Genomic DNA, 23,795 nt, shown 5'->3' on the forward strand with positions numbered 1-23,795 from the left:
ACATGAAATTTTAAAAAAAACTAGGTCAAAAACAAGCCATTACATGGTATGATTAGTACATTGTTAGTTGTTAAATATAGGGGAATTCCCTTTTTATACATAATGCCTTCCATTTCATAAACGGAACGGACAAAAAAAGAGATATAACTAGGAGGCTTTTTTGCATGGATTCTATCCTGACGATCGTTATCATTGTAGTAAGCTCTATTCTAGTGCTGCTCATGATAGAGCTTGTGATAAGAAATCGTTCATATAAAGATATTGAAGCACTGGAGCAGTGGAAACAAGAGATAAAAGATAAACCTGTGGCAGATGAACTAAAACGGGTAAAAGATTTAAACATGACGGGTCAAACAGAAGAACTGTTTGGTAAATGGCGTGAAGAATGGGATGAAATTGTATCAACAACCCTTCCGAAAGCTGACAAAGATTTAGCGCAAGCGCGAAAATTCGCCTCGCAATTCTCCTTCCGAAAAGCAAAGCATGCGATGAACGAATCCATAAGTGGTTTAGATGACGCTGATAATCGTATTACAGGTGTTTTAAATGAATTACAGCAATTGTTAGAAAGCCATGAGAAAAATAGCTCGGAAATTGAAGGGTTACGTGATACATATCGTAGTATGAAAAAGAGTGTTCTTGCTCATAGACATATGTATGGAGCAGCAGAGCAGAAAATCGAAGAGATGCTAGACGCTGAATCTAATAAATTTAAAAGCTTTGAAGAAGCAACAGATAATGGTGACTACTTAAAAGCGAGAGAAATTGTTATTAGTTTAGAAGAAGGTTTAGCAAGTTTAGAAATCATTATTCACCAAATTCCAGATTTATTAGTAGAGTGTCAAGCGACGCTACCAGTTCAACTGGAAGATTTATTACAGGGTCATAATGATATGGTAAGACAAGGTTATGTATTAGAGTATTTGGAAATCCCTAAAGAAGTTCGTGATATGACGACACAACTAAACACATGTTTAATGGATATACAGGAGCTTCATATAACAGAAGCGGCTGAAAAAGTGGAAGACTTAAAAACTCGTTTAGATGGTTTCTATGATCAACTTGAGCAAGAGGTGCATGCGAGACATTATGTGGAGCAAAAAACACTTTCTGTTTATGAAGACTTAGAAGAAATACGTATCGAAACGATTGAAACGAAAACAGAAACACAACTTGTGAAACAAAGCTATCAATTGCAAGATAAGGATATTGAATCTCAAAAAGTAATTGAAAAGCAAATGCACATTTTAACGAAACGTTTTGAAATGCTACAATTACGCGTTGCTGAACAAGATATTGCCTTCTCTATTATTCGTGAGGAACTAGAAGAGGTTTATGAGCAATGTGAAACGTTAAAAGTACTTCATGCAGAATATAAAGAAATGCTGCAAACGATGCGTAAAGAAGAATTTGAAGCGCGTGAGAAGTTACAAGAAATGCGAAATACTATTTTTGAAACGAAACGCTTTATGCAAAAGTCGAATTTGCCAGGTCTCCCAGAGAGTATTATGGAAGATTTAAAAAGAGGGCAAATGGCAATGCAAGCTGTATATGAACAATTAGAAGTGAAGCCGTTAAATATGAACGCTGTAAATAGCAGTTTAGAAGAAGCATACACAACTGTGAACGGTGTAGCTGAAATGACAGAAGATTTAATTGGACAAGCGTATTTAGTTGAAAAATTAATTCAATACGGTAACCGTTACCGCAGTCATGATGAAAGCCTTGCAGAAAGCTTAAATTATGCGGAGAAATTATTCCGTGAATATCAATACGATGCAGCTTTAGAACAAGCCGCTTCTGTACTAGAGCAACTTGAACCTGGTGTTGTTCAAAAAATAGCTGAATATGTAGACAATGAACAAACCCTTTCATAAAAGGGTTTGTTTTTTTGTGTAATTTTGCAGGCGATGTTGCTATAATGAATAGCGGAATACAGTAAGGTTATTCGTTTCAAAATAAAGTGAAACTGTAATCAGTGGGGGGATTCATCCTCCACTGATTACTAGTTGAACCAATCGGGCATTTACGGGCAGTTGATCTCCTACCTAACTTCTTTGCTCTAGTTGAACTTTGAGGTGAGAGTCTTACTGCCCGTTAATGCGGGGTAAAGTGAAACTGTAATCAGTGGGGGTATCTCACTAATTATTATTCACTAATCGGGATAAAACGGAACCTTTGCGTAGTCTTAGCGTAATGACACGTATTTATGATATGATTATATGATGTGATAGCGCTGAAAGGGGAAGAACGATGATCTATTTTGATAATAGTGCGACGACGAAGCCATATCCAGAAGCTCTTCAATCGTACGTGACGGTTGCTGGGAAATATTTTGGTAATCCTTCTTCTATTCATTCGCTTGGAGGAGAGGCAGAGCGTCTATTAACACAATCAAGAACGATTGCAGCGCAGCTTCTTCACGTTAAACCTTCTGAAATTATTTTCACATCAGGTGGAACGGAAGGGAACAACCTTGCGATTAAAGGGATAGCGATGAGGAATCGTTCGCGCGGCAAACATATCATTACAACAAATATTGAACACGCGTCTGTGTTTGAGGCATATAAGCAATTAGAAGAACTCGGATTTGATGTAACATATTTACCGGTTAACGAGCATGGTGTTGTATCGGTAGAGGATGTAAAACGAGCACTTCGTGAAGATACGATTCTTGTATCAATTATTCATGTGAACAACGAAACTGGAGCAATTCAGCCCGTTGCTGAAATTGGAACGTTATTATCGAATCATCCGAAAATAAGATTCCATGTAGATCATGTACAAGGGATAGGAAAAGTACCGCTTGATTTGTATGCTTCTCATATTGATCTTTGCTCAATATCTGGACATAAATTCCACAGTGTAAAAGGAACGGGTCTTCTTTATATACGTGATGGCGTAAGATTAGATCCGATTTTATCAGGTGGTCAACAAGAGCTTAAGTATCGCTCTGGTACAGAGAATTTACCTGGCATTGTAGCGATGGTGAAAGCTCTTCGCATGACAATGGAACAAGTGAAAGAAAAGGTAGCTCATTTGCAAAGTTTACAAGCAGAGCTTGTCAGCTTCTTTAAAGAGATGGAAGATGTGACAATTAATACATCGCTTGCATATGCAGCACCGCACATTTTAAATGTATCATTTGTTGGTTTAAAACCAGAAGTAGTCGTTCATGCTTTAGAAGAACACGGTGTATATGTATCAACGAAATCAGCTTGTTCTTCAAAAGCAAATGAAGTGAGCAGAGTGTTAGTGTCAATGGGAGTGCCGCATGCAGTAGCTGCAAGCGCTATTCGTATTAGTTTGGCACCAGACAACACGATGGAAGAAGTAAAACAATTTGAAGGTATTGTAAAAGAGACAATGCCAAAATTATATGAAGTGATGAGGTAAAGAAATATGATGACATATGAATATATTTTAGTGCGTTACGGAGAAATGACGACAAAAGGTAAAAACCGTTCTAAATTTGTAAGCACATTAAAAGATAACGTGAAGTTCAAACTGAAAAAGTTCCCAAATATTAAAATTGATGCAACGCATGACCGTATGTACATCCAGTTAAATGGTGAAGATCATGAAGCAATCTCTGAAAGATTGAAAGACGTATTTGGTATTCATAAGTTTAACTTAGCGATGAAAGTACCATCAGAATTAGAAGACATTAAAAAAGGTGCATTAGCAGCGTTCTTACAAGTAAAAGATGATGTGAAAACATTTAAAATTACAGTGCACCGTTCTGATAAGCGCTTCCCAATGAAGACGATGGAGTTACTTCCAGAAATCGGTGGGCACATTTTAGAAAATACAGAGGATATCACAGTAGACGTCCATAATCCAGATGTGAATGTACGTGTAGAAATTCGCAGTGGTTACAGCTATATTATGTGTGGTGAGCACATGGGAGCTGGCGGTTTACCAGTTGGCGTTGGCGGAAAAGTAATGGTACTTCTTTCTGGTGGTATTGATAGCCCAGTAGCAGCGTACTTAACGATGAAACGCGGCGTATCTGTGGAAGCAGTTCACTTCCATAGCCCACCTTTCACAAGTGAGCGTGCAAAACAAAAAGTAATCGATTTAGCACAAGAGTTAACGAAATACTGTAAACGTGTAACGCTTCACCTTATTCCGTTTACAGAAGTGCAAAAAACGATTAATAAAGAAATCCCATCTAGCTATTCAATGACGGTTATGCGCCGTATGATGATGCGTATTACAGAGCAGATTGCTGAGGAGCGTAACGCACTTGCAATCACAACTGGTGAAAGTCTTGGACAAGTAGCAAGCCAAACATTAGATAGCATGCATACGATTAACGAAGTAACAAACTACCCAGTTATTCGTCCGCTTATTACGATGGATAAATTAGAAATTATTAAAATTGCTGAAGAAATCGGCACGTATGATATTTCAATTCGTCCATACGAAGATTGCTGTACAGTATTCACACCAGCTAGCCCGGCGACGAAACCGAAGCGTGAAAAAGCAAATCGATTTGAAGCGAAATACGATTTCACACCGTTAATCGAAGAAGCTGTAGCGAACAAAGAAACAATGGTATTACAAACAGTTGAAGTAGTGGCGGAAGAAGAAAAATTCGAAGAACTTTTCTAAAACCATAAATTACCATATCTAAAATGTGTATGAAGTCATGTTATTTATCACACTCTATACTCACAAGGAGGTGATATAACATGGCACGTAGCACAAATAAATTAGCGGTTCCTGGTGCTGAATCAGCATTAGACCAAATGAAATACGAAATCGCTCAAGAGTTTGGTGTTCAACTTGGAGCGGATGCAACATCTCGCGCTAACGGTTCTGTTGGTGGCGAAATTACAAAACGTCTAGTTTCACTAGCTGAGCAACAATTAGGCGGTTACCAAAAATAATCCCATATGATGGCTTAGAAAGAGCGGGTTCTCCCGCTCTTTCTTTTTGTTGTTCATATTAGTATAAATTCATTTCGACAAAAGCATAAAAAAATTGTCAAAAGAAGAGGGTTCAAAATTTACTGAAAATTCTTTATTATATAAGGGAGGCATAAAGAAAAAGGAGGATGTTTATGAAGAGAGAGGAATTGTTGGCACCATCATCTTATAATTTAGTTTCAGAAATAGAGAAATATACAGACGATAAAGAGAAGCTTGCTTTAATTTGGCAAGATGATAAAGGGAATAGACGAGAAGTTACATATTTTGAATTAATGCAAGGTGCAAATAAAATTGGAAACGCTTTTATAAAAAGTGGCTTACAAAAAGGGGACAAGCTCCTTATTATGATGCCACGTTTAATCGAAGCTTACATGACGTATATCGCTGCGATTAAAGCAGGATTTGTCGTAATTCCGAGTTCGGAAATGTTACGTAAAAAAGATATCGAATATCGAATTGGACATGGAGAAGTAAAAGCGATAGTAAGTTATGAGCCGTACATTGGACAGTTTGATGATATAGAAGCAATGGAATCTCTTCAAAAATTCGTCCTGAGCGAGCAGTCAGTAGACGGATGGATCAATTTAAAAACAGCGTTAGAAACAGAGAGTGACATGTTAGAAATGGCGAAGACAGATAAAGAAGATATGGTCTTTTTATCTTACACGTCAGGAACGACAGGGAATCCGAAAGGTGTCGTTCATACACATGCGTGGGCATACGCTCATTTACGTACGAGCGCTCCAAATTGGCTCGGAATTGAAGAGAATGATATTGTATGGGCAACAGCTAGTCCAGGCTGGCAAAAGTGGATTTGGAGCCCGTTTTTAGCAACGCTAGGATCAGGGGCAACAGGGTTTGTATATCACGGTAAGTTTGAACCGAAAACGTACCTGAACTTATTAGACGATAATAAGGTGAATGTACTTTGTTGTACACCGACTGAGTATAGATTAATGGCAAAGGTAGAAGATTTAAGCCAGTACAATTTAGAGGCATTACATAGCGCTGTATCAGCAGGTGAGCCGTTAAATAGAGAAGTCATTGGAACGTTCCAAAAGCACTTTCATATTACAGTGAGAGACGGGTATGGGCAAACGGAAAATACATTACTTGTTGGTGTAATGAAAGGGATGGATATTAGACCAGGTTCAATGGGGAAACCAACGCCAGGTAACCACGTCGATATCGTAAATGAGGAAGGTACTCCAGTTAAAGTAGGCGAAGTTGGTGATATTGCAGTTCACATTGAAACGCCGGCCCTCTTTAAACAATATTACAAAGACGATGAACGTACAGCGATGCAATTCCGCGGTGATTATTATATTACAGGTGATAAAGCGAAGAAAGATGAAGACGGCTACTTCTGGTTTGAAGGGCGCGGTGATGATATCATTATTAGCTCTGGTTATACAATCGGGCCGTTTGAAGTAGAGGATGCACTTGTAAAACATCCTTACGTAAGAGAATGTGCAGTTGTCGCAAGTCCTGATGAAATTCGTGGAAGTGTCGTGAAGGCATTTATCGTATTAAGAGAGAATATAGAAAAGAACGAAGAAACATTAATTCCAACACTCCAACAACATGTCAAAGAACTCACTGCACCATATAAATACCCTCGCAAAATTGAATTTGTAGATGAACTACCAAAAACGATTTCTGGAAAAATTCGCCGTATTGAACTTAGAAAACAAGAGATGGAGATTCCGTCAAAATAATTTTGAAAACAGTGAAGTAAATAGTTGAATGAAATGCAAAACAATGATAATATAAAAACGAACACAAGTTCGATTTTATAAACTTAAAAAAGAGGTGTCCGTATGATTTTAGGGATTAATCCGTACTTAGTTTTAGATGGTAGTGGGCAAGAAGCTGTACAGTTTTATAAAGAGGCTTTAGATGCAAAAGTAGAAGTCATGCAAACTTTTGGTGACATGCCTGAAAATCCAGAATACCCGATTCCAGCTGAAGCAAAAGAGCGCGTTTTACACGCTACTTTAAAAGTTGGTAATACGGATCTTATGATTTCTGATACATTCCCAGGTCAAGGGCATGCAATCGGATCTCAAGTAACAATCGCAATTCAAATTAGTAATGCAGAAAAAGCAAAAGAAGTATTCGATAAGTTACAAGAAGGTGGAGAAGTTATCATGCCACTTCAAGAAACATTCTGGAGCCCAGCATACGGACAAGTAAAAGATAAATTTAATATTGAATGGCAAGTTACAACGTCTACTACTGAACAAAAGTAATTTTTAGAAAAGCACCATGTTTTGAAATGGTGCTTTTTTCTATACAATAAAGTAGAGGAGATGAAATATATGGGAGAAATTTGGTACGGCGGCACTATTTACACGATGAAGGAAGAAACTGAAACAGCGGATGCGATTTACGTTGAAAACGGCATAATCGTTGATATTGGGAGTAAAGAAGAGCTAGAAGCCCAATATTCGATGGGGAAATTGTATAATTTAGAAGGAAAAACAATGATTCCAGGTCTCGTTGATAGTCATATGCATCTTATTGGGCATGGAGAGAGATTACTCCGTCTAGATTTATCAAATTGTACATCTTATGGTGAAGTGCTTACTCTTGTTCAGAAGCGAGTGGAAGAAGCTCCAAAGGGCTCTTGGATTATTGGAGAAGGATGGAATGAAAATAACTTTACAGATACGAAAGATGTTCACACGCGTGATTTAGATGAAATTTCGAAAGAACACCCCATTTTATTAAAGCGAGTTTGTCGTCACGTTACATGGGTGAATTCATACATATTGCAAGAAGCGAACATAACAGAAGCGACGCAAAATCCAAAAGGCGGGAAAATCGGTAGGGATTCATCAAATAAGTTAACAGGACTTTTATATGAACAAGGACAAGAATTAATTAAACATGTTCAGCCTGAAATTGATGAAGCGTATTTACAAAGAGCTTTGCAAACAGCGATTAAAGATTGCTGGAAATACGGACTTGTAGGCGGGCATACGGAAGATTTAAATTACTACGGTGGTTTTAGAAAAACATATAATGCGTTTTCTCACGTTATAAAAGAAATGCCATTTAAAGCACATTTGCTCGTTCACCATGAAGTAGCACATGAACGAAAAGAATATGAAAATGAACATTATATTGAATTTGGGGCAATGAAAATTTTTTCTGACGGTTCTTTTGGAGGAAGAACAGCATTATTAAGTGAACCGTATGAAGATGCAAAGGAAACGGATGGGGTTGCAATTTTCTCGCGTGAAGAACTTGCAGAATTAGTGAAGAAAGCACGAGACTTACATATGCCAGTTGCGATTCATACTATCGGTGACTTGTCGCTTGAATATGTCATTGATGCACTCGAATTATATCCACCAGCAGAAGGGTTACGTGACCGTATTATTCATTGTCAGCTTGCTCGTGAAGAGTTGATAGAAAGAATGAAAAACTTGCAAGCCATTATCGATATACAGCCAGTCTTTCTTTCATCAGATTTTCCATCAGTCATTGAAAAACTGGGAGAACACCGTCTTCGTTATGCGTATGCTTGGAAGACATTACTGGAAGCAGGACTACATTGTAATGGTGGTTCAGATGCTCCTATTGAACAAGTAAATCCATTTCTAGGCATATATAGCGCTGTTACACGTAGAAGTTTTATTGACGGTGTATGCTATATGCCTGAGGAAAGATTAACGGTATATGAGGCTGTTTCTTTATTTACAACAGGAAGTGCCTATGCAATCGGAAAAGAAGCGAAACGAGGGCAAATTACAAAAGGATATGAAGCAGACTTTACAATATTAGACCGCAATATTTTTGAAATTGAGGCAGAAGAAATAAAAGAAGTACAAGCAGAAATGACCGTAATAGATGGCCGAGTTGTCTATAGAAAAGATGTGTAAAAATATATCAGCGATTTTCGGAATATATCGACTTACCGACAAAAACTGGCAAGAATAACGGTCGGATAGTAAGAGATTATTGTCCGCGCCAATCGGGATAAATAAATAACCGCAGAATTATGGAATTCCATAATTCTGCGGTTATTTTAATCCTATAAAAACGTTCTCTGTACTTTTTCCCAGAACGAATTATTTTTTAATTTAACTGTTTTAATTTGTTTATCGCTTAAGCGTACAACAGCTTTTTCCACTTGTTTAATGCTAAGCGCTTCGTTATCCATGCCGATAACAGGATAATCGTTACCGTCTGGTCTTAGTTTTAAAGTTAATGTACGTTCGTGATTTAAAATGAACGGTGAACCGAGCGTACGGTAAGTGTTGTTGTTTAAAGATGCTAGTTCGCTTACTTGGAAACATGGAATAAGTGGGTCAACAACTGCACCATGCAATGATTTATTGTAAGCTGTACTTCCTGTTGGGGTAGAAACTACTAAACCGTCCCCTCTAAATGTTTCGAAATATAAATCATCAACGTGAACATCTACAACGAATGTTTTAATAATGCTAGAACGTAATGAGAACTCATTTAAACAATAGAAAGATGTACCATGATCTACATCTACCTGAATTGTTGGATATTTTCGCACTTCAATTTCATTTTTTGTAATTTCTTGAAGGGCTGTATCAATGTGATCAATGTGAAAATCGCAGTAGAACGAAGTTTCATCTTTCGTAGAAATCCCTGCGTATAAGCAATCTTCTCTAAAACCAGTTTTACGAACGGCTTGTAAGAAGGTTGCATCATCTCCAACACTGACGATAGCGTTTGCATTTTTTGGATGATCTAATATGGTAAATCCATTCTCTTCTAAAATACGATAGATTGGTTTCATTTTTTCAACGAGCGTTGCTTTGTCATCACCATAAAAGAAAAATAAATTGCGACGATCTGCCATTATGTATCCCTCCACTGCAGTTAAATTTTCTGTTTTTCGTGCTACATATCATTAGAGTCCGTTCCCTGATGATATGTTCAAATAATATATTTCGATACAAATTGTCAAAATACCTTTTTATTTTTAGAAAAATTTTTATATTCAATCTTATGGAACTCTGTTTAATGATGAATAAAGTTGTCGATAATGGGTACGGAGTGAAAGGATGATACGTATGAAGTGGCTCGTAATTGGAATAATAATTCTTCTCCTTTTTATTTTGCTTATACTATTGTCGAAAATATCGCTTAAGGTGACATTTTTATATTCAGAAATGGAAAAGCAATGTTTATTTCAAGTGAAAATATGGATGATTCGATATACATTTGATGTATTGGAAAGAATTGAAAAACAGCAGAAAAAAACAGGACAGAAAATCGAAAAAGCTGAAGAGGACGGCGGACTCGATAATAAAATTATGGCGCAACTTGACAGCATTGGTGAACTGATAAAAAAGCTTCAAGAAGTTCATACTATTGTTAAAGATTTTCTCAAACGAGTGAAAATCAATGGTTGGAAATGGCATACACAAATTGGAGCAGGCGACGCAGCTAGTACTGGAATTGTCACTGGATATGCATGGGGGACAAAAGGTATGGCTGCTGGAGTTGTCGGACAATATATGCATATTGTCGATGTACCAGAATTTGAAATTACTCCTGTTTTTCAAGGGAAAGGATTTGCGTCAAGATGTGAGTTAACAGCATCTTTTCGTATATTCCGCACTATAAAAACAGCGGTGAAATTGCTCATATTTATGAGGAAGCAAAAATCTGGTATGACAGAAAAATCTGTTCAAGCATAGGGGGGATATAGAATGGACCATCCAATTCAAGGTTTAATGACAACCGCAATGCAGCATTTGAAACAAATGACTGATGTAAATACAATTGTTGGTGACCCAATTAAAGCGGCAGATGGAAGTGTAATTCTTACTGTTTCGAAAGTAAGTTTTGGATTTGCTGCTGGTGGAAGTGAATTTGGTAAAGTAGAACATTCAGGCCGCCATCCATTTGGCGGGGGAAGTGGCGGAGGAGTTTCTATTAATCCTGTTGCCTTTCTTGTTATAAATGGAGATGGTGTGAAAGTATTGCACTTAGATAAACAAACACACGTCATCGATAAAATAATTGAATTAGCTCCACAAGCTGTTGATAAAGTGAAAGAAATGATGGATAAACGAAAAGAAGATGATCCTGAATTTCAAATTTAACGAATAAAGAAGCTAATCAATAGGTTAGCTTCTTTAATTTTTTTGTAAATAAAGCGATTTTATTTGCATTATCGATAGGGACAAACTATCATTTACATTGTACATATTTTGTTTAAATAAGGGAGGATTTTCAAGTGGCAAACGTAACTTTTAAAGGTAATCCAATGACTTTAGTTGGAACAGAAGTTAAAGTTGGCGATCAAGCGCCAAACTTCCAAGTATTAGCAAACGACTTATCTCCAGTAAGTTTAGAAACATACAAAGGCGAAGTAAAATTAATTAGTGTTGTACCTTCAATCGACACAGGTGTGTGTGATGCACAAACACGTCGTTTTAACCAAGATGCAGCAGGTATTGAAAACGCAAAAGTATTAACAATTAGCGCTGATTTACCATTCGCTCAAAAACGCTGGTGTGCAGCAAACGGTTTAGAAAATGTTGTAACACTTTCTGACCACCGTGATCTTTCATTCGGTGAAGCTTACGGCTTAGTAATGAAAGAACTTCGTTTACTTGCTCGTGCAGTATTCGTAGTAGATAGCAATGACAAAGTAGTTTACGCAGAATACGTAAGCGAAGGTACAAGCCATCCAAACTATGAAGCAGCATTAGAAGCAGCTAAATCTGCGAAGTAATGTGATGAAAATGACCTCTTATAAAGAGGTCGTTTTTTCTCATATATTGCTCTGTAACAGCATCGATATATGAGAAAAAACGTTATATCATATATAAATAAAGGGGAGCTCTTTACAGGAGGTCGCTTTTTCTTTTTGGAAAAAATCACTTTGTGGTATGATATAAGTTATGTGTAAAAGAGAGAAGGAGGAGTGTACGTGAGTCAGACAGTAGAAACATTATTTTCTATTTTTGATTCTTCTGCGGTAGTTTTACGTAAAGAATTAGATGTAACATATTTAGAGGCGCTTGTAGAGACAGGTGATAACTTGTTTGAGGGAGCGATTTTACAAGAGGAATTATCCGAATCAGCAATTGAAAGGCTGAATCGTGAATATAGTACGTTTAATGAAGAAACATATAAAGGTGAAGAAATTCGTAAAGCATTTCAGTTAGCCATCTTAAAAGGAATGAAAGAAGGCGTACAAGCGAATCATGAAATGACACCTGATGCAGTTGGAATGTTCATGAGTTACTTATTCCATAAATTTATGCAAGGTCAAAATGAAATTACAGTTTTAGATCCTGCAATTGGAACAGGTAACTTAATGACTACAGTGTTTAATAGCGCCAAAGAAGGACTAACAATGAGTGGATTTGGTGTAGAAGTGGATGAAGTGCTAATTAAACTTGCTTTAGTAAATGCAAATTTACAAAAGCATGCAATCGAATTCTTCCATCAAGATGGACTAGCACCACTTTATATCGATCCAGTTGATGCAGTCATTTCAGACTTACCGATTGGTTACTATCCAAACGAAATCGGTGCCAGTGAATATAAATTAAAAGCAGATGAAGGAATGTCGTATGCTCATCACTTATTTATTGAACAAAGTGTGAAACATACGAAAGAGGGCGGGTACTTATTCTTCTTAGTACCAAACTTCATTTTTGAAAGTGACCAGGCACCAAAATTACATGCATTTATTAAAGAAACATGCTTTATTCAAGGGTTATTACAGCTACCTGTTTCCATGTTTAAAAACGAGAAAAATGCAAAAAGTATATTTGTTCTCCAAAAGAAAGGCTCTAATGTAACAATGCCAAAACAGGCGTTATTAGTGGAGTTGCCTAAATTCTCTAACATGAAGGCGATGGAGAACATTATGGATCAATTAAATACTTGGTTTGCAACACATAAATAAAGCTGGGTATATGTAACAGAGTTAGTGATTCATGTAGTACAGTTTTATATAATATGTCATATTTTTAAATATATACTAGATTTAACTGAATTTTTTTGAAATCTGTAATATATATTTTTTCTTGGTGTTACAATTTTTTCACTTGAAATATATGTCGGACGATGTTTAAATTAAAATCGTGAGTATAAAATTTGCTAATGATGAAACGTTTTCATATTTAGTGAATTTGATCAGATAAAATCGAGCGGTTTGTGGAAACATCCACACAACTACCAAGAGAAAAAGGGGCGAAAGACTAGATGTCAAAAATCATCGCGATTAACGCAGGAAGCTCTTCCTTAAAATTCCAATTATTTGAAATGCCAAGTGAAACAGTATTAACAAAAGGTTTAGTAGAACGTATCGGTTTAGAAGATAGTATCTTCACTATTACTGTAGATGGCGAAAAACAAAAAGAAATTACAAACATTCCAGATCACGCAGTAGCAGTTAATATGCTTCTAAAAAAATTAACTGAAAACGGAATCGTTAAATCTCTAGATGAGATTGGCGGTATCGGTCACCGTGTTGTTCACGGCGGCGAAAAATTTGCTGACTCTGTTTTAATTACTGATGAAGTATTAGCTGATATCGAAGAATTAAGCGATTTAGCACCACTTCATAACCCAGCAAACGTTGTTGGTATTAAAGCATTCCAAGAAGTATTACCAAACGTACCAGCAGTAGCAGTATTCGATACAGCATTCCACCAAACAATGCCGGAATCTGCATTCCTATACAGCTTACCATATGAGTACTATGAAAAATTCGGCATCCGTAAATACGGTTTCCACGGAACTTCTCATAAATATGTAACTGAGCGTGCAGCTGAATTATTAGGTCGTCCAATTGAAAGCTTAAGCTTACTTTCTTGTCACTTAGGTAACGGTGCAAGTATCGCAGCAGTAGAAGGCGGTAAATCTATCGATACTTCTATGGGCTTCACTCCACTTGCTGGTGTAACAATGGGTACACGTTCTGGTAACCTTGACCCTGCGTTAATTCCATACATCATGGAAAAAACAGGCCAAACAGTAGAAGAAGTAGTTAACGTATTAAACAAGAAGAGTGGTATGTTAGGTCTTACTGGTTACTCTAGTGACCTACGTGACATCATTGCGAAAGAAGAAGAAGGCGACCACCGTGCGAAAGTAGCACTTGATGTATTCGTAAGCCGTATCCACAAATACATCGGTTCTTACACAGCTCGTATGAAAGGTGTAGACGCAATCATCTTTACAGCTGGTGTAGGTGAGAACAGTGCGATTATTCGTGAGCGCGTATTAGAAGGCCTTGAGTACATGGGCGTATACTTCGATGTAAAACGTAATAACGTATTCGGTGAAGAAGCATTCATCAGCTTCCCACACTCTCCAGTAAAAATTATCGTAATTCCAACTGACGAAGAAGTTATGATTGCTCGTGACGTACTACGTCTTGGAGATATTGGTTAATATATGAAATGAAAGACGAGATCTTATAGGATCTCGTCTTTTTTCTTTTGGATGTATTTTAAAATTCCATCCGGATATAATATTTTTTCTTTCTGAATGAATGCCGTAATAGGAATCCATTTCGCATACGCTACTGTTTGCTCATCTTGTATATTTAATATTTTCATTTCATATAGTGATATGTCTAATAAGCGCAAAGAATATAGTTGAATGATTTCATGACCAATGCCCCCATCTAGATGAAAGACATTTTCTAAACAACCTAAATAATTGATGATTTCTATCTCCGTATGAAGCTCTTCTGTAAACTCCCGAATAACAGTATGTGCTGATTTTTCACTAAGTTCAATGGAACCGCCAAGAGGACGATAATATGTTTCGCCTTCTGTATGATATTCTTGTACGAGAAGGCAATCTTGATGTACAGCAAGACCGAAAGCTTTTGCACGTGGATACATATAGAATCACTCCTTATTTGTTTTGTATAAGGACGATTATAATGTATGGTGTGATAAAAGTATCGTGTATTTAAGTGTGTGGTCTAACTGTAATTCCATCAAATAAGTCTTTCCAAAATGCTTCATTGTATTGGTATACATCCATAATAGGACATTTCATAACGCAAGTACGTTGTAATCCCCAATCTTCTTGGGTGATAGTTGGTATATCGGCAGGAATTAGTAATAGGACAGAGAATGTATGTGTAACGATTTGAGATAAAATTTGTTCTAGGGAACATGCTTCTTCATATGTTCCTCCAGTTCGAATAAACAATATGGATTCTGCCGTTTCAATTGTAGTTAGAAAACGATTAATTCGATGTTCATAGTTTAACTTAATTTCTGTATAAGAAGGCCAATAAGTTGGTGTGTTTACATCTGTTTTAAAGTCATGACAGGAGTCAATTTCATAAAGGTTGTCCCTTAATCTTAATTTGGCATCATCATCCCAAAATGAGATGAAGGATAGAGTTTCGAAATTTAAAAAACGGTCAAATCGATTTTGTAATAATAAATTTACTTTCGTTAATGAAGGACTTAGCATAAAATCAATAACGCCAAAAAATGGTGATAATTCTAATTGATATAATGCCCAAGCAGGCCAACAGTTTTGTCCTAAGCTGAATACTGCGTTATAATTTTGTTTTAGATTGGATAGATTCATGTGAAGTATCTCATCCTTTTTGCTATTATTTTATGTCACTCATAAAGGGTATGTGAAAAGAGATATACAAGCATATTTGTAAAGAAGAAGCAGAAATATGTTACAATAGAAAAAAATCGAACGAGGTGGTTGTTACGATGCGATCGAAGCGAGAACAAGCCATTTTAGACAATATAAAAGAATGGGAAGCGCAATTAGTTGAGCAAGAAGCGACCGATTTTCAAAAAGTGTTTGATAAATGGTTACATACTACAGTTGCGAAATTACCTGAAAAAAAGCGAAAAGAATTCTTCACGAAAGCAGATGGATGGCTCTTTCATTTGCATGCATTTATTCAAAGTTCACAAGCACAGTTAGATGCACGTAATCGGATTTTAGGAACATCAAGATTATTTGATGAATCGATTGAACAGCTTGAAGATTTGAAAGCATTATCTATTGATCAATTAACATACATAGCAGAGCAGCAAACAGCACGTCATCGTCTATATTCATTTGTACAAGGCGGGGCAACAGGTGCTGGAGGTTTATTATTATTAACGGCTGATTTTCCGGTTATGATCGCGTTAAATGTGAAGGCTGTTCAACTTATTGCAACATCATTTGGGCATGATGTGAACAAGCCTTATGAAATGATGCTTGCGTTAAAGGTATTTCATGCGTCATTACTACCAGGAAGACTTCAGCAATACGCATGGTACAATTTACTGCAAGAGCTGGAGCAAGAAGATTCATTCTTTTACGAAGGAGACGAAGCAGTGTTACAAACAGCTTCTACTGAGGTTGTGTTAAAACAAATTTTGAAAACATTTTCGATTTATGCTCTTCGTCGTAAATTATTCCAAGGTATTCCGGTGATTGGGATGGCAATTGGATCTACAGTGAACTATCGTTTAACAAGAAATGTTACTGAATTTGCAAATAGATTTTATCAAGTGCGCCATATAGTTGAGAGAGAAAAAAGAGCGTAAAAAAAGCGAGAGGCCGAAGCCTTTCGCTTTTTTAATTTGTTGCATGTTTTTTGGACATTGGAACAGATACTGGTTGCTTTTCTGCTGTTTTTTCTGTTTTTGGATAATAAATTAAATCCAATGTTTTTGCCTGTACGGCAATAGAAAGAATAGTAAAAGCAATTTCTGTCCAATTTAAATAATATAATGAAAGCGCAAGAACAATCGCGTCAAAGACGAAGAAAATTTGCCCAATTGTAAAACGAGTTCGTTTACTTAATACAATTGTTAAAATATCGTCTCCACCGGTTGCACCGCCAAATCGCAATATAAAACCGAGTCCAATACCAGCTAACGCACCGCCAACTATCGCAGCTATAAATAAATTATTTGATAAATCTACCGTAAATGGAGAATAATTTTCCATTAAGGAATAAAATACTCCGAATGAAATAGAACCTAGGAATGAATAACCAACCATTTTTCTACCTAAAAATGAAGCGCACAGTAAAATAATGGGGATATCCATTAATACAGTTGAAATAGATGGTGAAATATCATAAAAATTTTGGATGAATAGTGCAATCCCTACAAAGCCACCTTCTGTTAAGTGGTTTTGGAAGTGAATGTGATATAGCGCTGCTGCTAAAATAAATGAACCGATTAAAACCATAAAAATTTCTTTAATAATTTGCCGACTTTGGATGTTCCTCATCGTTATTCCTTCTTTCCGTAGTTAGTAGTCCTTTTTGTGTTGTAAACTAACTACGAGCTCACATGTAGCTTTCAGTTAGTTTACGAAAAAAACTAACTACGCTATATGTCGCTGAAGAAATAACGAATAATCCTCTCGTCCATCAATTCTCCCTACCTTCGTTTTAGTTTAAGTCTTAAAACGACTAAACAAAACGTGGAGTAGGATTCGTCATTTAGCAATCCTGCTCTTCTTTGTTTTGTTTAGCTAGTAACAATTAAGTCCTAAACAAAACGCTATGTGTAAGAAGAGTCTTTTTTTTGCCAAATTATCCTTCGGGCAATCATAATTTCCCCACTCTCGTATTTTTTTCGCTAGACTAAAGTATCTGAGCTGAAAAATACGCTACGTGTATGATTCGTCAATACGATGCCACATGCTCCTTCGAGCGATCATGATATCAAAATCCCTTCCTTCAAGATTTATACTATTATATCATACTTTCAAAAAATGTATGCGGATGGAAACCGACAATAAACGGAGGGAATCTACAAAAATTGTTATGTTTAAATATTTTTGTAGAAAAGCCTAAGTTATTTGGGAGGATTGGACAGTTTTTAACGGTTTGTCCAATAAGTAAGGAAAAAAGGGTTTTATTCAGTTGTATTCTTCTCATCACCTTTATCTTTAAAAAATGCATCCCAGCTAATTACACTTAAAAAAGTTAAAGCGATAATAACGAAAGCACGCATAGGTTTGAGACCTCCTTTTGTACATAGTATATGAATAATTCAGTTCGGAATGTGTCAATTTTTTACAATCTCTAACTATTATGAGAGTATATTAATATAGATAGATGAAGGGGAGGGGAAAGATATGCTAAAAGACATGTTCAAAAGAAAAGAGTTAATATGCATTTCATGTCAGAAAAAAATTCAATATGAAGAAGAGCTTGTTGCTTTTGTAAAGTTGCCGAAAGAAAGAAGTATATTAGTTGGCCCATTTGATGTGTGTTTGGCGAAAACAGCACAAGAGATATATTGTAAATCGTGTTACGACAAAAAAGCATGACCCAAAGTAATAGAGGGGCATGCTTTTTTCATTGGTGTGCTTTTCCCTCAGATACATTTTGAGTGAGTCGATACCAAAGCCAAAGATCATTAATGATGGAAGCAAGGTCGGCAATTTCCGAATTTAGTTTACAAGAAATTTCGAAGTCTTCTTCGTTATTTAAATAATGTTGTTTTGTATTAATATAGTGCTCAAGTTCTTTTATACGATCAGGAATTTTCCCGCGAACTTGTTCCCATTTTAGTAAAATAGCATGTTGCATTTTTTCGGGGATTTCTTCCCAGTCTTCTTGTAAATGTGGAATTTCAATTCCTAGATGTTCATCGTATAAGAAATACTTTTCCATAAGTTCACCCCCGTTGTCCTGCTTATATTGTACAGAAAAACAGAAAGAAGTTCGACGGAATTGTTTGAAAAAAATTGAAAATGACTCTTGATACATTTTGTGAAAGGTGTTAAAGTGTGAATTATTATAAAAGAAAATGAATATTTATTCTTTAGGGGGATGCAAAATGGAGAAGAAAAAAGTTGTATTAGCATATTCCGGAGGTCTTGATACTTCCGTTGCAATTAAATGGTTACAAGAGAAGAATTATGATATTATCGCGCTTTGTTTAGACTTAGGGGAAGGTAAAGACTTAGCATTTGTAAAAGAAAAGGCACTTTCAGTAGGTGCAATTAAATCATATATGATTGATGTTCAAGAAGAATTTGCAAACGAATATGCATTGATGGCGATGCAAGCACACACATTATACGAAGGGAAATACCCTCTTGTCTCTGCATTATCTCGTCCGCTTATTGCGAAGAAATTAGTAGAAATCGCAGAACAAGAAGGTGCAACTGCAGTTGCACATGGATGTACAGGGAAAGGAAATGACCAAGTTCGTTTTGAAGTTTCTATCCAAGCATTAAATCCTTATTTAGAAGTGATTGCGCCTGTACGTGAATGGAAATGGTCACGTGAAGAAGAAATTGCATATGCAAAAGAAAACGATGTACCAATTCCGATTAATTTAGATAGCCCGTTTTCAATCGATCAAAACTTATGGGGACGCAGCAACGAATGTGGAATTTTAGAAGATCCATGGGCAGCGCCGCCAGAAGATGCATATGAGATGACATTGGCATTAGAAGATACACCGAATAAACCAGAGTTTGTAGAAATCGGATTTGAAGCAGGCGTACCGACTACTTTAAATGGTACTGCATATTCACTTTCAGAATTAATTAAAACGTTAAATGCGCTTGCTGGAAAACACGGTGTTGGACGTATTGATCACGTAGAAAATCGTCTTGTCGGTATTAAATCTCGTGAAGTATACGAATGCCCAGCAGCAATGACGTTAATCACTGCGCATAAAGAGTTGGAAGATTTAACACACGTAAAAGAAGTAGCGCATTTTAAACCAGTGATTGAACAGAAAATAACAGAACTTATTTATAACGGTTTATGGTTCTCTCCTTTAAAACAAGCGCTTCATGCATTTTTACAAGAAACGCAAAAGAATGTAACAGGTACAGTGCGTGTAAAATTATTTAAAGGTCATGCGATTGTAGAAGGACGTAAATCTGAATACTCTTTATACGATGAAAAATTAGCAACATATACCGCTCAAGATGAATTTAATCATGATGCAGCGGTTGGATTCATTTCATTATTTGGTTTACCGACGAAAGTATACAGCCAAGTGAATCAAAAGAAGGTGGAAGCGTGAGCAAACTTTGGGGCGGACGTTTTACAGAAGAAGCGGAAGCGTGGGTTGAAGAGTTCGGAGCATCCATCTCCTTCGATCAACAATTAGTAAATCAAGATATAAATGGGAGTATTGCACACGTAACGATGCTAGCAAAGCAAGGCATCGTTACGAAAGAAGAGGCAGAGAAAATAAAGATAGGTCTTCAATATTTATTAGAAGAAGCGAAACAAAATAAATTACATTTTTCGGTTGAAGCTGAAGATATTCATTTAAATATTGAAAAGATGTTAATTGAAAAAATCGGTGAAGTAGGAGGGAAACTTCATACAGGCCGAAGTCGTAACGATCAAGTGGCGACAGATATGCATTTGTATTTAAAAGAAAAGGTAGAACATATTATAAAAGCTACAAAACAATTGCAAACTGTTCTTGTTCAACAAGCAGAAAATAATATTGAAACCATTATGCCGGGCTATACGCACTTGCAGCGTGCCCAGCCGATTTCATTTGCTCATCATATTCTTGCTTACTTTTGGATGTTAGAGCGTGATGTGAATCGTTATGAAGATTCATTAAAGCGTATTAATATCTCCCCATTAGGAGCAGGAGCGTTAGCTGGGACGACATTCCCGATCGACCGAGAATATAGTGCGGAACTTCTTGGATTTAATGGAATATATGAAAATAGTTTAGATGCAGTAAGTGATCGTGATTTCATCCTGGAGTTTTTAAGTAACTCATCTATGCTTATGATGCACTTATCGCGCTTTTGTGAAGAACTTATTTTATGGAGTAGCCAAGAGTTTCAATTTATTGAAATGAGCGATCAATACGCAACTGGAAGCAGCATTATGCCGCAAAAGAAAAATCCGGATATGGCGGAACTAATCCGTGGTAAAACAGGCAGAGTATACGGTAATTTATTCAGTTTACTTACAGTAATGAAAGGATTACCGCTCGCTTACAATAAAGACTTGCAAGAAGATAAAGAAGGAATGTTTGATACAGTAAAAACAGTAGAAGGATGCCTTCATATTATGGCAGGCATGTTAGAGACGATGACTGTAAACAAAGAAAAAATGGGGCAAGCTGTGACGCAAGATTTCTCCAACGCAACAGAAATTGCCGACTATTTAGCGAACAAAGGACTACCATTCCGTCAAGCTCATGAAATTGTTGGGAAGTTAGTGCTACATTGCACACAAAAAGGAATTTATTTATTAGATGTCCCGCTTGAAACATATCAAGAAATGAGCTCTTTATTTGAAGAAGATTTGTATGAAGTTCTTTCACCATATGCGGCTGTAAAGCGTCGTAATAGTGCTGGTGGGACAGGGTTTGAACAAATCAAAAACGCTTTGGAGAAGGCGAAGGGGTTAACGAAAGAATTTATTAAGAATTGAGTTGGGAAGTACGCCAGTCTAGTAAAGTCTGGCGTACTTTGTTTTTTACTAATATTTAAGTTACAATATAGTAAAAAATAACAATTTAGGGGAAGTCTATGAAAAAAATAGTGTTTATCATTGTACTGGTAATTAGTTTAATTGCAAATGCTAAAGTGTTTCTTTTGGACAAATATATGTATGTTGGTGAAAAAGAAAAGCGAGAAGAAGCGGTTATCGCAACGATGTGGCATTTGCAAGATAAAGGATATAAAGAAAGTGATATTTTATATATAAAACCGGCCTTTTATAGCAAAATGGATTCGTATGGTATGAATGTGCAGTTTAAAGATGAACCAAATGAATCATATACATATAGAGTTTTAAAAGATGCGAAAACAAATAAACTAACTGTACACCAAGATAGTAATGAGCCAGGTGGTATGGGCGGGAAGCATCAAGAGCTTAAATAAATAAAGAAAGAAAACGACTGATGGCATTCGCCTGCAGTCGTTTTCTTTTAATTATACTTATGTCGATCTTCTGTAATTGGAATATACTCAATATCCATCAAATCACGAAGTAATGCACCATTACTTAGTTCAACGCCGTGTTTCTCTTTAAAATGAGTGCGAATTGTATCTAGCATTTCAATTTCTTTTCCGTTTACGTCTAAAATAATGCGTTCAGAATCATCCATATAGCATCCTCCTTTTTTATACATATATATTTTGTCCGTCTATTTCTAAAAAATGTATGTTAACGTAATGTTAGGAAATAAGAAAGGGATGAGAAATGAGACGTATTTATTTTATAGGGCTAATTTTGTACACGCTAATTGTATTGCATGTTGCATTCCCAAACGTAATTTCATTTGGAAATGTAGAAACAGTACATGTTGCGATATTTATCTTTTCTCTATTTGTAGTAGATTGCTTTATTTCTATATGGCTTTCGAAAAGAAAAGATATACAAGGTAAAAAAGAAATGGAACGGAAAAAGAGAAAACGTTCATTTTGGATGATGACGTACTGTTTGTCTTTAGTGCTTACTGCTGCTTTTTTTAGTGAGCATATTCCATTAGAAAGATTAAATATTGGATTTGGAGCGTTCGTATTCGCATACTATTTTTTTATGCACTTTCTTCCTTATATGAAAGAAAAGCGAGGAGAAGAGGGAAATCCGCTTGTAGAAGAAGCGAAAGAACAAGAGCATAAGAGAATAGAAGGGGATATAAAGAAACTTGGAGAACAAAAATGGTATTTAAAATCAAAAATCATATATGTTCTTTGTTTCATTACGCCGCCAATTGGCTATTTGTACGTCTTCTTACTTTGTAAAAAAATGACAGAAGATGCAAAGCAAACATACTTAACGGTTGCGACGATTATGATGGCATTATGGTCTTTGAAGTTTCTTCCTCCCTATGTATTAGCAATTACTGTTGTTATTGTGGCTTGTCTTGTATTTATAGTGAAGTTTATAAAATGAAAACACGAAGCCTAATATGTAACACTGAATTTAAAATAGTTAAAAATATATAAGATATACTACACGAAGACACATGTTGTTTAACAATGTAGTTTTAAAGTGTAGAAACACTTAGCTTGATACGCTTGTTTTTTATCACTACATTCATCAAAGTAACAATAAAGTCGTTTCTGTAATGATTTAAGAAAGGAATAACCTATTTAATAACTACATGCTACTGAATACAGTCTTTCATGTATTGTTATAAGAAGAAAAACAAGAGCCAGTGTTATTAAACTAACAGATAGATTAAAGTAAGAAATGTTATACTATAATTTGTTTAGTAATAATAGGAGGAATAATAATGGTTCAATCAATAGTTCATATCGCATTAGTAGTAAAAGACTACGATGAGGCAATAGAGTTTTATACAAAGAAACTAAATTTTACATTGGTCCAAGATATATATCAGCCAGAGCAAAATAAAAGATGGGTAGTGGTATCTCCTCCTGGTTCAGTCGGCACGACAATACTACTGGCTAGAGCATCTAAACCTGAGCAAGATTCTTTTATCGGTAACCAATCAGGCGGTAGAGTTTTTCTTTTCTTAAATACTGACGATTTTTGGAGAGATTATAATGAAATGATCTCAAGAGGAATAGAATTTGTGAGAGAACCGCAAGAGCAAGAATATGGAACAGTTGCAGTATTCAAAGATTTATACGGGAATTTATGGGATTTGTTACAACTAAAAGATGACCATCCAATCGCTCAAAGAATTAAGTAGAATACAGTTTAAATTTTATTAAATAATCAATTGGAAAATGGGGATTTTGAAGTGTTCTTTGATTTTGTGGAGTGGATTGATATTTTAAAATCCATACAAGAGTAGAGAAAAACAGAGAAGATTTATTCCCATGAATAAAAATAAAGGCATGTCGTGAAAAAAGGAGTGGATTTCCCACCCCCTTTTTTAGTTTATTATCATTGTTTAACAATATGTGTTTATTGTTCAT

General features: G+C 36.0%; 25 protein-coding genes. 19 read left to right on the top strand and 6 right to left on the bottom strand.

What is annotated here, in order from left to right; genetic code table 11:
- Positions 1-164: 164 nt before the first annotated feature.
- From ezrA to ACTJJY_RS12610, 7 genes are all read left to right on the top strand, one after another.
- Complete coding sequence (gene ezrA, locus ACTJJY_RS12580) at positions 165-1,877, top strand: septation ring formation regulator EzrA (protein WP_440605643.1); 1,713 nt, start codon at positions 165-167, stop codon at positions 1,875-1,877.
- A 376-nt stretch (positions 1,878-2,253) separates the two neighbouring features.
- The gene (locus tag ACTJJY_RS12585; RefSeq protein ID WP_440605644.1) at positions 2,254-3,396 is read left to right on the top strand and encodes a cysteine desulfurase family protein; all 1,143 of its coding nucleotides are present in this window, start codon (positions 2,254-2,256) and stop codon (positions 3,394-3,396) included.
- Between the two features lie 6 nt (positions 3,397-3,402).
- Positions 3,403-4,617 (top strand): tRNA uracil 4-sulfurtransferase ThiI, encoded by a 1,215-nt coding sequence (gene thiI / locus ACTJJY_RS12590; RefSeq protein ID WP_000989274.1) that lies wholly within the window; start codon positions 3,403-3,405, stop codon positions 4,615-4,617.
- A gap of 80 nt (positions 4,618-4,697) precedes the next feature.
- Positions 4,698-4,895 carry an alpha/beta-type small acid-soluble spore protein gene (locus tag ACTJJY_RS12595; RefSeq protein WP_000124491.1) on the top strand — a complete coding sequence of 66 codons (198 nt, stop codon included), beginning with the start codon at positions 4,698-4,700 and terminating at the stop codon, positions 4,893-4,895.
- Positions 4,896-5,068: 173 nt separating this feature from the next.
- Entirely contained in the window at positions 5,069-6,655 is a 1,587-nt protein-coding gene (gene mbcS / locus ACTJJY_RS12600) for an acyl-CoA synthetase MbcS (protein ID WP_440605645.1), read from the top strand.
- A gap of 102 nt (positions 6,656-6,757) precedes the next feature.
- Positions 6,758-7,189, top strand: a complete 432-nt coding sequence (locus ACTJJY_RS12605) for a VOC family protein (RefSeq protein ID WP_000600350.1) — start codon at positions 6,758-6,760, stop codon at positions 7,187-7,189.
- 69 nt (positions 7,190-7,258) lie between these two features.
- Complete coding sequence (locus tag ACTJJY_RS12610; RefSeq protein WP_440605646.1) at positions 7,259-8,827, top strand: amidohydrolase; 1,569 nt, start codon at positions 7,259-7,261, stop codon at positions 8,825-8,827.
- A gap of 152 nt (positions 8,828-8,979) precedes the next feature.
- Here ACTJJY_RS12610 and ACTJJY_RS12615 read toward each other — a convergent pair whose 3' ends face one another.
- On the bottom strand, positions 8,980-9,783 hold the full coding sequence (locus ACTJJY_RS12615; protein ID WP_000785183.1) for an NAD kinase: 804 nt from the start codon (positions 9,781-9,783) through the stop codon (positions 8,980-8,982).
- A 205-nt stretch (positions 9,784-9,988) separates the two neighbouring features.
- On the opposite strand from ACTJJY_RS12615, the gene ACTJJY_RS12620 reads away from it, so the two are divergent.
- From ACTJJY_RS12620 to ackA, 5 genes are all read left to right on the top strand, one after another.
- The gene (locus ACTJJY_RS12620) at positions 9,989-10,627 is read left to right on the top strand and encodes a DUF2953 domain-containing protein (protein ID WP_440605647.1); all 639 of its coding nucleotides are present in this window, start codon (positions 9,989-9,991) and stop codon (positions 10,625-10,627) included.
- Positions 10,628-10,639: 12 nt separating this feature from the next.
- Positions 10,640-11,035 (top strand): GerW family sporulation protein, encoded by a 396-nt coding sequence (gene ytfJ, locus ACTJJY_RS12625; protein WP_000350003.1) that lies wholly within the window; start codon positions 10,640-10,642, stop codon positions 11,033-11,035.
- 134 nt (positions 11,036-11,169) lie between these two features.
- Positions 11,170-11,670 (top strand): thiol peroxidase, encoded by a 501-nt coding sequence (gene tpx, locus ACTJJY_RS12630; RefSeq protein WP_000024525.1) that lies wholly within the window; start codon positions 11,170-11,172, stop codon positions 11,668-11,670.
- A 198-nt stretch (positions 11,671-11,868) separates the two neighbouring features.
- A complete protein-coding gene (locus tag ACTJJY_RS12635) occupies positions 11,869-12,855 on the top strand; it encodes a class I SAM-dependent methyltransferase (protein ID WP_071731414.1) in 987 nt (328 codons plus the stop codon).
- Positions 12,856-13,154: 299 nt separating this feature from the next.
- Entirely contained in the window at positions 13,155-14,348 is a 1,194-nt protein-coding gene (ackA, locus tag ACTJJY_RS12640; protein ID WP_053563553.1) for an acetate kinase, read from the top strand.
- A gap of 23 nt (positions 14,349-14,371) precedes the next feature.
- Here ackA and ACTJJY_RS12645 read toward each other — a convergent pair whose 3' ends face one another.
- Together ACTJJY_RS12645 and ACTJJY_RS12650 are read right to left on the bottom strand one after the other, a co-directional pair.
- A complete protein-coding gene (locus tag ACTJJY_RS12645) occupies positions 14,372-14,806 on the bottom strand; it encodes an NUDIX hydrolase (protein ID WP_440605648.1) in 435 nt (144 codons plus the stop codon).
- A 70-nt stretch (positions 14,807-14,876) separates the two neighbouring features.
- The gene (locus ACTJJY_RS12650; protein WP_440605649.1) at positions 14,877-15,512 is read right to left on the bottom strand and encodes a DUF1796 family putative cysteine peptidase; all 636 of its coding nucleotides are present in this window, start codon (positions 15,510-15,512) and stop codon (positions 14,877-14,879) included.
- Positions 15,513-15,649: 137 nt separating this feature from the next.
- Here ACTJJY_RS12650 and ACTJJY_RS12655 point away from each other — a divergent pair, with 137 nt between their 5' ends.
- Positions 15,650-16,483 (top strand): EcsC family protein, encoded by an 834-nt coding sequence (locus tag ACTJJY_RS12655; protein WP_061666056.1) that lies wholly within the window; start codon positions 15,650-15,652, stop codon positions 16,481-16,483.
- A 31-nt stretch (positions 16,484-16,514) separates the two neighbouring features.
- Here the strand turns inward: ACTJJY_RS12655 and ACTJJY_RS12660 are convergent, their stop codons facing one another.
- Positions 16,515-17,177, bottom strand: coding sequence for a YitT family protein (locus ACTJJY_RS12660; RefSeq protein WP_098611412.1), 663 nt, complete (start codon positions 17,175-17,177; stop codon positions 16,515-16,517).
- An 855-nt stretch (positions 17,178-18,032) separates the two neighbouring features.
- Here ACTJJY_RS12660 and ACTJJY_RS12665 point away from each other — a divergent pair.
- On the top strand, positions 18,033-18,227 hold the full coding sequence (locus ACTJJY_RS12665) for a hypothetical protein (protein WP_000910273.1): 195 nt from the start codon (positions 18,033-18,035) through the stop codon (positions 18,225-18,227).
- Positions 18,228-18,255: 28 nt separating this feature from the next.
- On the opposite strand, the gene ACTJJY_RS12670 is transcribed toward ACTJJY_RS12665, so the two are convergent.
- Positions 18,256-18,573, bottom strand: coding sequence for a radical SAM protein (locus ACTJJY_RS12670; protein WP_440605650.1), 318 nt, complete (start codon positions 18,571-18,573; stop codon positions 18,256-18,258).
- A gap of 166 nt (positions 18,574-18,739) precedes the next feature.
- On the opposite strand from ACTJJY_RS12670, the gene ACTJJY_RS12675 reads away from it, so the two are divergent.
- The 3 genes from ACTJJY_RS12675 (at position 18,740) to ACTJJY_RS12685 (ending at position 21,782) form a co-directional block, all read left to right on the top strand.
- A complete protein-coding gene (locus ACTJJY_RS12675; RefSeq protein WP_000412317.1) occupies positions 18,740-19,945 on the top strand; it encodes an argininosuccinate synthase in 1,206 nt (401 codons plus the stop codon).
- Entirely contained in the window at positions 19,942-21,330 is a 1,389-nt protein-coding gene (gene argH / locus ACTJJY_RS12680; RefSeq protein WP_063548758.1) for an argininosuccinate lyase, read from the top strand. The genes ACTJJY_RS12675 and argH overlap by 4 nt, the downstream gene beginning before the upstream one ends.
- Positions 21,331-21,428: 98 nt before the next feature.
- A complete protein-coding gene (locus ACTJJY_RS12685) occupies positions 21,429-21,782 on the top strand; it encodes a DUF3139 domain-containing protein (protein WP_106823889.1) in 354 nt (117 codons plus the stop codon).
- Positions 21,783-21,829: 47 nt separating this feature from the next.
- On the opposite strand, the gene ACTJJY_RS12690 is transcribed toward ACTJJY_RS12685, so the two are convergent.
- A complete protein-coding gene (locus tag ACTJJY_RS12690) occupies positions 21,830-22,009 on the bottom strand; it encodes a ProA domain protein (protein WP_440605651.1) in 180 nt (59 codons plus the stop codon).
- A 95-nt stretch (positions 22,010-22,104) separates the two neighbouring features.
- Between ACTJJY_RS12690 and ACTJJY_RS12695 the strand changes: the two genes are divergently transcribed.
- Positions 22,105-22,800, top strand: a complete 696-nt coding sequence (locus ACTJJY_RS12695; protein ID WP_440605652.1) for a hypothetical protein — start codon at positions 22,105-22,107, stop codon at positions 22,798-22,800.
- Positions 22,801-23,143: 343 nt separating this feature from the next.
- A complete protein-coding gene (locus ACTJJY_RS12700; RefSeq protein WP_000250791.1) occupies positions 23,144-23,566 on the top strand; it encodes a VOC family protein in 423 nt (140 codons plus the stop codon).
- Positions 23,567-23,795 lie beyond the last annotated feature (229 nt).

This window comes from Bacillus sp. 22475, from assembly GCF_052044835.1.
Taxonomy (GTDB): Bacteria; Bacillota; Bacilli; order Bacillales; family Bacillaceae_G; genus Bacillus_A; species Bacillus_A cereus.

Bases quoted from the DNA above. Each gene is read 5' to 3' on its own strand.
- ezrA (WP_440605643.1), top strand. From the start codon at position 165: ATGGATTCTATCCTGACGATCGTTATCATTGTAGTAAGCTCTATTCTA.
- ACTJJY_RS12585 (WP_440605644.1), top strand. From the start codon at position 2,254: ATGATCTATTTTGATAATAGTGCGACGACGAAGCCATATCCAGAAGCT.
- thiI (WP_000989274.1), top strand. From the start codon at position 3,403: ATGATGACATATGAATATATTTTAGTGCGTTACGGAGAAATGACGACA.
- ACTJJY_RS12595 (WP_000124491.1), top strand. From the start codon at position 4,698: ATGGCACGTAGCACAAATAAATTAGCGGTTCCTGGTGCTGAATCAGCA.
- mbcS (WP_440605645.1), top strand. From the start codon at position 5,069: ATGAAGAGAGAGGAATTGTTGGCACCATCATCTTATAATTTAGTTTCA.
- ACTJJY_RS12605 (WP_000600350.1), top strand. From the start codon at position 6,758: ATGATTTTAGGGATTAATCCGTACTTAGTTTTAGATGGTAGTGGGCAA.
- ACTJJY_RS12610 (WP_440605646.1), top strand. From the start codon at position 7,259: ATGGGAGAAATTTGGTACGGCGGCACTATTTACACGATGAAGGAAGAA.
- ACTJJY_RS12615 (WP_000785183.1), bottom strand. From the start codon at position 9,783: ATGGCAGATCGTCGCAATTTATTTTTCTTTTATGGTGATGACAAAGCA.
- ACTJJY_RS12620 (WP_440605647.1), top strand. From the start codon at position 9,989: ATGATACGTATGAAGTGGCTCGTAATTGGAATAATAATTCTTCTCCTT.
- ytfJ (WP_000350003.1), top strand. From the start codon at position 10,640: ATGGACCATCCAATTCAAGGTTTAATGACAACCGCAATGCAGCATTTG.
- ackA (WP_053563553.1), top strand. From the start codon at position 13,155: ATGTCAAAAATCATCGCGATTAACGCAGGAAGCTCTTCCTTAAAATTC.
- ACTJJY_RS12645 (WP_440605648.1), bottom strand. From the start codon at position 14,806: ATGTATCCACGTGCAAAAGCTTTCGGTCTTGCTGTACATCAAGATTGC.
- ACTJJY_RS12650 (WP_440605649.1), bottom strand. From the start codon at position 15,512: ATGAATCTATCCAATCTAAAACAAAATTATAACGCAGTATTCAGCTTA.
- ACTJJY_RS12655 (WP_061666056.1), top strand. From the start codon at position 15,650: ATGCGATCGAAGCGAGAACAAGCCATTTTAGACAATATAAAAGAATGG.
- ACTJJY_RS12660 (WP_098611412.1), bottom strand. From the start codon at position 17,177: ATGAGGAACATCCAAAGTCGGCAAATTATTAAAGAAATTTTTATGGTT.
- ACTJJY_RS12665 (WP_000910273.1), top strand. From the start codon at position 18,033: ATGCTAAAAGACATGTTCAAAAGAAAAGAGTTAATATGCATTTCATGT.
- ACTJJY_RS12670 (WP_440605650.1), bottom strand. From the start codon at position 18,573: ATGGAAAAGTATTTCTTATACGATGAACATCTAGGAATTGAAATTCCA.
- ACTJJY_RS12675 (WP_000412317.1), top strand. From the start codon at position 18,740: ATGGAGAAGAAAAAAGTTGTATTAGCATATTCCGGAGGTCTTGATACT.
- ACTJJY_RS12685 (WP_106823889.1), top strand. From the start codon at position 21,429: ATGAAAAAAATAGTGTTTATCATTGTACTGGTAATTAGTTTAATTGCA.
- ACTJJY_RS12690 (WP_440605651.1), bottom strand. From the start codon at position 22,009: ATGGATGATTCTGAACGCATTATTTTAGACGTAAACGGAAAAGAAATT.
- ACTJJY_RS12695 (WP_440605652.1), top strand. From the start codon at position 22,105: ATGAGACGTATTTATTTTATAGGGCTAATTTTGTACACGCTAATTGTA.
- ACTJJY_RS12700 (WP_000250791.1), top strand. From the start codon at position 23,144: ATGGTTCAATCAATAGTTCATATCGCATTAGTAGTAAAAGACTACGAT.